This is a genomic window from Enterobacter quasihormaechei (assembly GCF_004331385.1).
In the GTDB taxonomy this organism is placed as follows: Bacteria; Pseudomonadota; Gammaproteobacteria; order Enterobacterales; family Enterobacteriaceae; genus Enterobacter; species Enterobacter quasihormaechei.
This window is the reverse complement of sequence record NZ_SJON01000036.1, coordinates 1-2,733: the sequence shown is the minus strand read 5'-3', so window position 1 is coordinate 2,733 and position 2,733 is coordinate 1. Positions and strand designations below refer to the sequence as shown.

Below are 2,733 nucleotides of genomic sequence, written 5' to 3'. Positions count from 1 at the left end.
TTGATGCCTGGCAGTTCCCTACTCTCACATGGGGAGACCCCACACTACCATCGGCGCTACGGCGTTTCACTTCTGAGTTCGGCATGGGGTCAGGTGGGACCACCGCGCTAAAGCCGCCAGGCAAATTCTGTTATCTGTATCAGGCTGAAAATCTGTCTCTTCGCCAAAACATCTTCGGCGTTGTAAGGTTAAGCCTCACGGTTCATTAGTATCGGTTAGCTCAACGCATCGCTGCGCTTACACACCCGACCTATCAACGTCGTCGTCTTCAACGTTCCTTCAGGAGACTTAAAGTCTCAGGGAGAACTCATCTCGGGGCAAGTTTCGTGCTTAGATGCTTTCAGCACTTATCTCTTCCGCATTTAGCTACCGGGCAGTGCCATTGGCATGACAACCCGAACACCAGTGATGCGTCCACTCCGGTCCTCTCGTACTAGGAGCAGCCCCCCTCAATTCTCCAGCGCCCACGGCAGATAGGGACCGAACTGTCTCACGACGTTCTAAACCCAGCTCGCGTACCACTTTAAATGGCGAACAGCCATACCCTTGGGACCTACTTCAGCCCCAGGATGTGATGAGCCGACATCGAGGTGCCAAACACCGCCGTCGATATGAACTCTTGGGCGGTATCAGCCTGTTATCCCCGGAGTACCTTTTATCCGTTGAGCGATGGCCCTTCCATTCAGAACCACCGGATCACTATGACCTGCTTTCGCACCTGCTCGCGCCGTCACGCTCGCAGTCAAGCTGGCTTATGCCATTGCACTAACCTCCTGATGTCCGACCAGGATTAGCCAACCTTCGTGCTCCTCCGTTACTCTTTGGGAGGAGACCGCCCCAGTCAAACTACCCACCAGACACTGTCCGCAACCCGGGTAACGGGTCTACGTTAGAACACCAGCCATTAAAGGGTGGTATTTCAAGGTCGGCTCCACGCAGACTGGCGTCCACGCTTCAAAGCCTCCCACCTATCCTACACATCAAGGACCAGTGTTCAGTGTCAAGCTATAGTAAAGGTTCACGGGGTCTTTCCGTCTTGCCGCGGGTACACTGCATCTTCACAGCGAGTTCAATTTCACTGAGTCTCGGGTGGAGACAGCCTGGCCATCATTACGCCATTCGTGCAGGTCGGAACTTACCCGACAAGGAATTTCGCTACCTTAGGACCGTTATAGTTACGGCCGCCGTTTACCGGGGCTTCGATCAAGAGCTTCGCGTTGCCGCTAACCCCATCAATTAACCTTCCGGCACCGGGCAGGCGTCACACCGTATACGTCCACTTTCGTGTTTGCACAGTGCTGTGTTTTTAATAAACAGTTGCAGCCAGCTGGTATCTTCGACTGATTTCAGCTCCGTCCGCAGGGACTTCACCTACATATCAGCGTGCCTTCTCCCGAAGTTACGGCACCATTTTGCCTAGTTCCTTCACCCGAGTTCTCTCAAGCGCCTTGGTATTCTCTACCTGACCACCTGTGTCGGTTTGGGGTACGATTTCGTGTTACCTGATGCTTAGAGGCTTTTCCTGGAAGCAGGGCATTTATCACTTCAGCACCGTAGTGCCTCGTCATCACACCTCAGCGTTAAAAGGTACCGGATTTACCTGGAACCTCCGCCTACATGCTTAAACCGGGACAACCGTCGCCCGGCTGACATAGCCTTCTCCGTCCCCCCTTCGCAGTAACACCAAGTACAGGAATATTAACCTGTTTCCCATCGACTACGCCTTTCGGCCTCGCCTTAGGGGTCGACTCACCCTGCCCCGATTAACGTTGGACAGGAACCCTTGGTCTTCCGGCGAGCGGGCTTTTCACCCGCTTTATCGTTACTTATGTCAGCATTCGCACTTCTGATACCTCCAGCAACCCTCACAGGCCACCTTCAACGGCTTACAGAACGCTCCCCTACCCAACAACACATAGTGTCGCTGCCGCAGCTTCGGTGCATGGTTTAGCCCCGTTACATCTTCCGCGCAGGCCGACTCGACCAGTGAGCTATTACGCTTTCTTTAAATGATGGCTGCTTCTAAGCCAACATCCTGGCTGTCTGTGCCTTCCCACATCGTTTCCCACTTAACCATGACTTTGGGACCTTAGCTGGCGGTCTGGGTTGTTTCCCTCTTCACGACGGACGTTAGCACCCGCCGTGTGTCTCCCGTGATAACATTCTTCGGTATTCGTAGTTTGCATCGGGTTGGTAAGCCGGGATGGCCCCCTAGCCGAAACAGTGCTCTACCCCCGAAGATGAGTTCACGAGGCGCTACCTAAATAGCTTTCGGGGAGAACCAGCTATCTCCCGGTTTGATTGGCCTTTCACCCCCAGCCACAGGTCATCCGCTAATTTTTCAACATTAGTCGGTTCGGTCCTCCAGTTAGTGTTACCCAACCTTCAACCTGCCCATGGCTAGATCACCGGGTTTCGGGTCTATACCCTGCAACTTAACGCCCAGTTAAGACTCGGTTTCCCTTCGGCTCCCCTATACGGTTAACCTTGCTACAGAATATAAGTCGCTGACCCATTATACAAAAGGTACGCAGTCACCCCATAAAAGAGGCTCCCACTGCTTGTACGTACACGGTTTCAGGTTCTTTTTCACTCCCCTCGCCGGGGTTCTTTTCGCCTTTCCCTCACGGTACTGGTTCACTATCGGTCAGTCAGGAGTATTTAGCCTTGGAGGATGGTCCCCCCATATTCAGACAGGATACCACGTGTCCCGCCCTACTCTTCGAGTTCACA

General features: G+C 53.5%; 2 rRNA genes. Both read right to left on the bottom strand.

Features of this window, described 5'->3' with window-relative positions:
- Window positions 1-5: 5 nt before the first annotated feature.
- Window positions 6-121, bottom strand: a 5S ribosomal RNA gene (rrf, locus tag E0L16_RS21895).
- A 63-nt stretch (window positions 122-184) separates the two neighbouring features.
- A 23S ribosomal RNA gene (locus E0L16_RS21890) occupies window positions 185-2,733 on the bottom strand; the annotation flags it as partial.